The following is a 5,316-nucleotide window of genomic DNA, read 5'->3' as shown; positions in this document are numbered from 1 at the left end:
TTTCACATTGTATCCCTATAGTGGGTCATTTTTATTATAAATATGCAAAAAATTGAAAGGAAACATTCTTAAAGGAAAATAAAAGAATGGAAAAGTTGCAAAAGAAAAATTAAGCAATTATAATATGAAATGGTTGTTGTGGTATAAAAAGGGTATAAAATTAGAGAAAAATAATATGTGATTTGAGAGGTGATAGTTTGCTAAAAAATTTTATGGTATTAATAACTGGAAAAGTGAAAGATAAACTTGATTTCAATTCAGAGATTAATTCAAGAAAAACACTTGATGAAAAAAGTAAGATAATAATAAAAAGGTTAGATGATGAAGCTGAAGGAATAGTAAATTGTGCTTATAGAACTTATGGAAATTCTTATATACACAAATATATTTATGATAAAACCATGATAAATAAATTAAATTATGAAGAAAAGATAATATCTTATATAGCTTTAGATGAAACAAATAAGGTAATTGGGCACGTAGCTCTAGAATACTTTCAAAAATCTAACATATGTGAAATTTCACATGCTTTTGTTGATCCAGAGTTTAGAGGAAGAGGATGTCTTACAGACTTAACGAGATTTGCAATAGAGGAAAGTGAAAAAAGAGGGGATGTAGGAATATATGTACATGCAGTAACAAGCCATATATATTCTCAAAAATCAGCAGAAAGTAATGGGTTTAAAGATTGTGCTTTACTTCTATCAAGAATTACAACTTTAAAATTTAAAGATATATATGATAAAAGTGAAAAAAGAGAAAGTCTTATAATACAATATAAATATTTAAAAAAACAGCATAAAAAATATATTTATGCACCAGAGAAATATAAGAAAATTATTAATGAGATATATGAGAATTTGGGAGTAAAAATAGTCTTTAAAGAATTAGAGGATGATAATGAAATTTTTTCAAAGCTAACTTCTATAGAAACTATTGTAGATGATTATGACACAGGAACAATATATGTCAACAAATTTGCTAAAGATGGAATGACTAAAATGCTAAATCAATTTAATAAATTATATTTTGAAAGGAAAAAGGCAGTATTTTTAAGATTAAAGCTTTGTAATAAAAGCAGTATATATATATGGAACCAGATGGAGGAAATTGGATTTTTCTTTGCAGGTATTATGCCTGGAAATGGCGATGAAGATGAAGTAATACTTCAATATATTAATGATGACATTAATTACGAAAACATACATGCAAATTCTATTATGGGAAATATTTTAATTGACCATGTAAAAGAACAGGATATTGCTTGTAATGGAAATAGGAGGATTAGTATATGAGATTCAATAATATAGATATGCTTTGTAATAGGGAAGATGCTTTTAACTTTTCAAGGGAAACAGAAGAATTGTTTATAAAAGCTATGAGTGAAAATTATAAGTTTCAGCTTGATAATCAACCATATGTTAAATACTTAGCTGAAAGAGAAAATTTTGATATTAATAGTTTAAATACAATAGAAAATATATATAATATTCCTAATTTATTTGTCGGAACCATGAAAATAAATGGTTTTTGCAATTTTAAAGAAAGTGATTTAGAACTTATTTTAACAAGCTCAGGAACTAATGGTCAAAAAACTCAGTTATTCCTCGATAAAAACTCATTTATAAGACTTCAAAGTCTAGCAGAAAATACTTTCAATTCTATAGGTTTTAAGAGCAATACCCCAGTACATTATTTCCTATTTTCCTATGATATAAAAAAGGCAGAAAACGTTGGTACAAGCTGGAGTGATGAACAAATTTTAAGCCTTGCACCTGCATTATCCGTTAATTGGATGATTGAATGGGATGAAGATAAAAATGAATTTGTTTTTGATAGCAAAAAATGGGCTAAAATCTTTAAAGAATTAAGTAATGAAGCACCTGTAAGATTATTAGGATTCCCAGCATTTATGTATAAAATGGTGGAGGAAATTAAAGAAAGCTATGGAAAAATCGAAGTTCATAAAGATTCTTTTATAATAGCTGGAGGTGGCTGGAAGAATCATTTAGGAAAAAGTATGTCACTAAATGATTTCATGGACTATATAGAAGAGAATATTGGACTTAAACGTGAAAATATAAGAGATACTTATGGTATGGCAGAACATGGAGTCCCTTATTGCTCTTGTAGTGAAGGACATTTACATGGACCTATTTACAGTAGAATAATTGCGAGAGATCCTATAACTTTTAAGAAAAAAGCATATGGAGAAGAAGGACTTCTGCAACTTATAACTCCTTATAATACAGCACAACCTAATCTTTCAGTGTTATCAACAGATTTAGTTGTAATTAAAAAGGATTGTCCTTGTGGAATAAAGGGAGATTATATTGAAAAAATACGACGAGGTGGAATAAGTAAGCATAAAGGATGTGCCATTGCAGCACAGGAAATATTAAATAACTAAGTGATCAAATTGCATGGGGGTACGAGTATGAGATTAGAAGATTTTAAACATATATGTTTTGGAGAACAGTTAGAAATAAGTGGAGAATTAACAGAAGAAAAGGCAAATAAATATTTTGATTCAGCTTTTTTAAGGAAAAAATCTAAGGAGTTTAATAATATACCTATAGATAAAATACTTTATATTTTAGAGAAAACTGCATACAAACTATGTGATAAAGATGGAGAGTATTATAAAGAAATAATGGAAAAAATGCCTGAGTTAATTAGTTATTCTTCTTCAATGGTTGATATGGGTATGTATGCTCTTAAAGAAATGTTAAGTATAAATTCCTTGAAATTAAGACTAAAAAGTCTTGGAGATTATCATTGTTTAGACACCTTTACAAAGGATAGATACTCTAAGACAACTAGAGCAGTTCCAATTGGTTCAGTTCTTCATATAGCAGCAGGAAACATATTTTTAGGTTCAATAGATTCACTAATTATGGGAATAATAACGAAAAATATAAATATATTAAAAGTTTCTAGCCAAGATTTTTTATTTCCGACGCTATTTTATAGAGCATTAGAAGAAGTAGATATAGATAAAACAATTACTCCATATATAACTATTACTTATTGGAAAAGTAGTAATAAAGCTTTAGATAAGATTGCTAAAAATAGTTTTGATGCCATACTTTTATTTGGTGGAGAAGAAGCAGTAAAAAATTATAAGAATGGTCTATCTGTTAATACTCAGCTTTATTCATTTGGCCCCAAAATAAGCTTTGGCATTATATGTGAAGGTTTAAATAATGATGAATTAAGAGAAGCTGCAAGAGGTTTCGCTGATGATATAGTTTTTTGGGAGCAAAGAGCATGTACAAGCTGTCAAAATATATTTATAGAAAACGGTGACGGCGATAATGTTAAAAATTTTATTCAATATTTATATGAGGCTTTAGAAGAAAAAGGAGAAGAATTTCCTCAAAATCAATTGGATATAGATTCTGCTGTTGAGATAAGAAAGAAAAGGGAACTTGCAAAGTGGGAAGAGTTTAACAATAGGGCATTGGTGCTTGAAGGTAAAAATGCAAATCATACTATAATTATGGAAGAGAAAAATAATATTGTCGACTCGCCGTTGAACAGAACTATATATGTTAATGTAGTTAATAGTTATAAGGATATTTTAGATGGAAACATACAACTTTTAAAATACTATATGTCTACATTAGCTATAGCATGTAATGGTGGAGTACAGAATATAATTGAAGATTTTATTGATTTTGGAATAATGAGGTTTTGCAAACCAGGATCTATGAGTAAAAGTGAGGATGATTCTTTACCTCATGATGGAATTCATATTACTAATTTACTTGTGAGATTTATAAATAAAGAAAATATTGATATAGATGATTTAGGACTTGAATATGTTGAGGAGCATAAAAAAGAAAATATGTTACTTTGGAGGTTAAATTCTCTTATTAACGATGCTATAAAATCACCATTTTACAAAGAATTTTATAAAGATATATCTCTACCACTAAAAAGTTTACAGGATTTTAGAAACCTTCCTATACTCGAAAAGAAACATATTTACGAAAATAGTGTAGATAAAAGTATGGATATGATTACAGGAAATATGGAAAGTTCTTATGTTTTTTCAGCTGGGGGAACTACAGGTAAAATGAAATATGTAGCTTATTCTAGTAAGGAATTTGAGGAATCGAAAAAAGTGTTTGGAGAGGGTTTTAGAGCTGTTGGGATAAATGAAAATGATTTTGCAGTTAATTACATGAAAGCTGGTGCCCTTTGGACTGCTTTCCCAGCAGTAAATGAGGGGTTAGAGGAAACTGGTTGTAAAATACTATCTTTAACAGCTAACCAACCTGAGAAGGAAACTATAGAATATCTAAAAAAATTTAAGCCTAATGTACTTATAAGTCTTCCAGGAAATATCGTACTTTTAGCTCAAGAAGTAGAAAAATTAAATGAGGATGTTAAATTAGAAAAAATATTTTATGCAGGGGAGCATATGTCCCCAAAAGCACAAGAATATGTGAAAAAAATATTTGGTGCAAAGAAGATAGCATCTTTTGGATATGCAGCAGTAGAAATTGGACCAATAGGATTTCAGTGTGAATGCTGCAAGGGAACTGAGCATCATGTTATGGATGAATGGTGTTATGTAGAAAAAGATGAAAATGGAGATGCAATTGTAACAACCTTAAGTAGATATCTTAATCCTATAATAAGATATAGACTTGGAGATAGTATTCAGTGGATTGATGAACCATGCTCCTGCGGCAGAACTTCAAAGAAATTTAAACTATTGTCAAGAACTGATGATCTTATAAGATTTAATGTATCAGATATATATATAAATGATGTGCATAAAGCATTAAAGAACATTAGTGAAATATCACCTTTCTTCCAAGTAGTAGTTGATAATGTAGATGAAATGAGAAATGTAACATTTAAAATAGAAACAAAGGATAAAGATATGGTTTTAAAAGGAGATATATTAAAAGATAAAATAGTAACTTCTTTAAAAAGTAATATTAGAAGCTTAGGAATAGATTATGAAAAGAATTTAATTAAAGATTTAAAAGTTGAACTATTACCGCCCTTTGGGATAGAAAGAGTGGGACGTACAGGGAAGATAAGAAGAATAGTGGATAGAAGAGTTAGTATATAATTCACAGTGCACAATGCACANNGAACAGTGTTCTCCAGAAAAGCTAAATCAGTTTTTAGTATCATATATTGGGCAGATAGTTGATATTTCAATAAAAAATATTTTTAAATATTATTGTAATACCAATTTGATAAATATATTATTATGCCCAATCATATTCATGTAACTATGGTGATAAAATTAAGTAATACTAAAAGAACTTGCGAACAATGTTCGCCCCTACA

At 28.7% G+C, this 5,316-nt stretch carries 3 protein-coding genes; all 3 read left to right on the top strand.

Going from position 1 to position 5,316, the window contains the following annotated elements; genetic code table 11:
* The first annotated feature begins 197 nt into the window (after nt 1-197).
* The 3 genes from B2W91_RS04100 to B2W91_RS04090 are packed head-to-tail and all read left to right on the top strand — an operon-like array spanning nt 198 to nt 5,092.
* Complete coding sequence (locus tag B2W91_RS04100; RefSeq protein WP_291579009.1) at nt 198-1,295, top strand: GNAT family N-acetyltransferase; 1,098 nt, start codon at nt 198-200, stop codon at nt 1,293-1,295.
* Nucleotides 1,292-2,410: an acyl-protein synthetase LuxE gene (locus B2W91_RS04095; protein ID WP_291579008.1), complete on the top strand. Its 1,119-nt coding sequence runs from the start codon at nt 1,292-1,294 to the stop codon at nt 2,408-2,410. Before B2W91_RS04100 ends, B2W91_RS04095 begins: the two co-directional genes overlap by 4 nt.
* A 27-nt stretch (nt 2,411-2,437) precedes the next feature.
* Nucleotides 2,438-5,092, top strand: coding sequence for an acyl-CoA reductase (locus B2W91_RS04090; protein WP_291579007.1), 2,655 nt, complete (start codon nt 2,438-2,440; stop codon nt 5,090-5,092).
* Nucleotides 5,093-5,316: the final 224 nt, after the last annotated feature.

The sequence above is a fragment of the Clostridium sp. UBA6640 genome (assembly GCF_002455975.1).
GTDB lineage: Bacteria > Bacillota > Clostridia > Clostridiales > Clostridiaceae > Clostridium_J.
The sequence above is the reverse complement of the archived record's forward strand: the minus strand, read 5'-3'. Positions and strand labels throughout refer to the sequence as shown.

What these genes read in the sequence shown, in the direction of transcription:
- B2W91_RS04095 (WP_291579008.1), top strand. Translation starts at nt 1,292, where the DNA reads ATGAGATTCAATAATATAGATATGCTTTGTAATAGGGAAGATGCTTTT.
- B2W91_RS04090 (WP_291579007.1), top strand. Translation starts at nt 2,438, where the DNA reads ATGAGATTAGAAGATTTTAAACATATATGTTTTGGAGAACAGTTAGAA.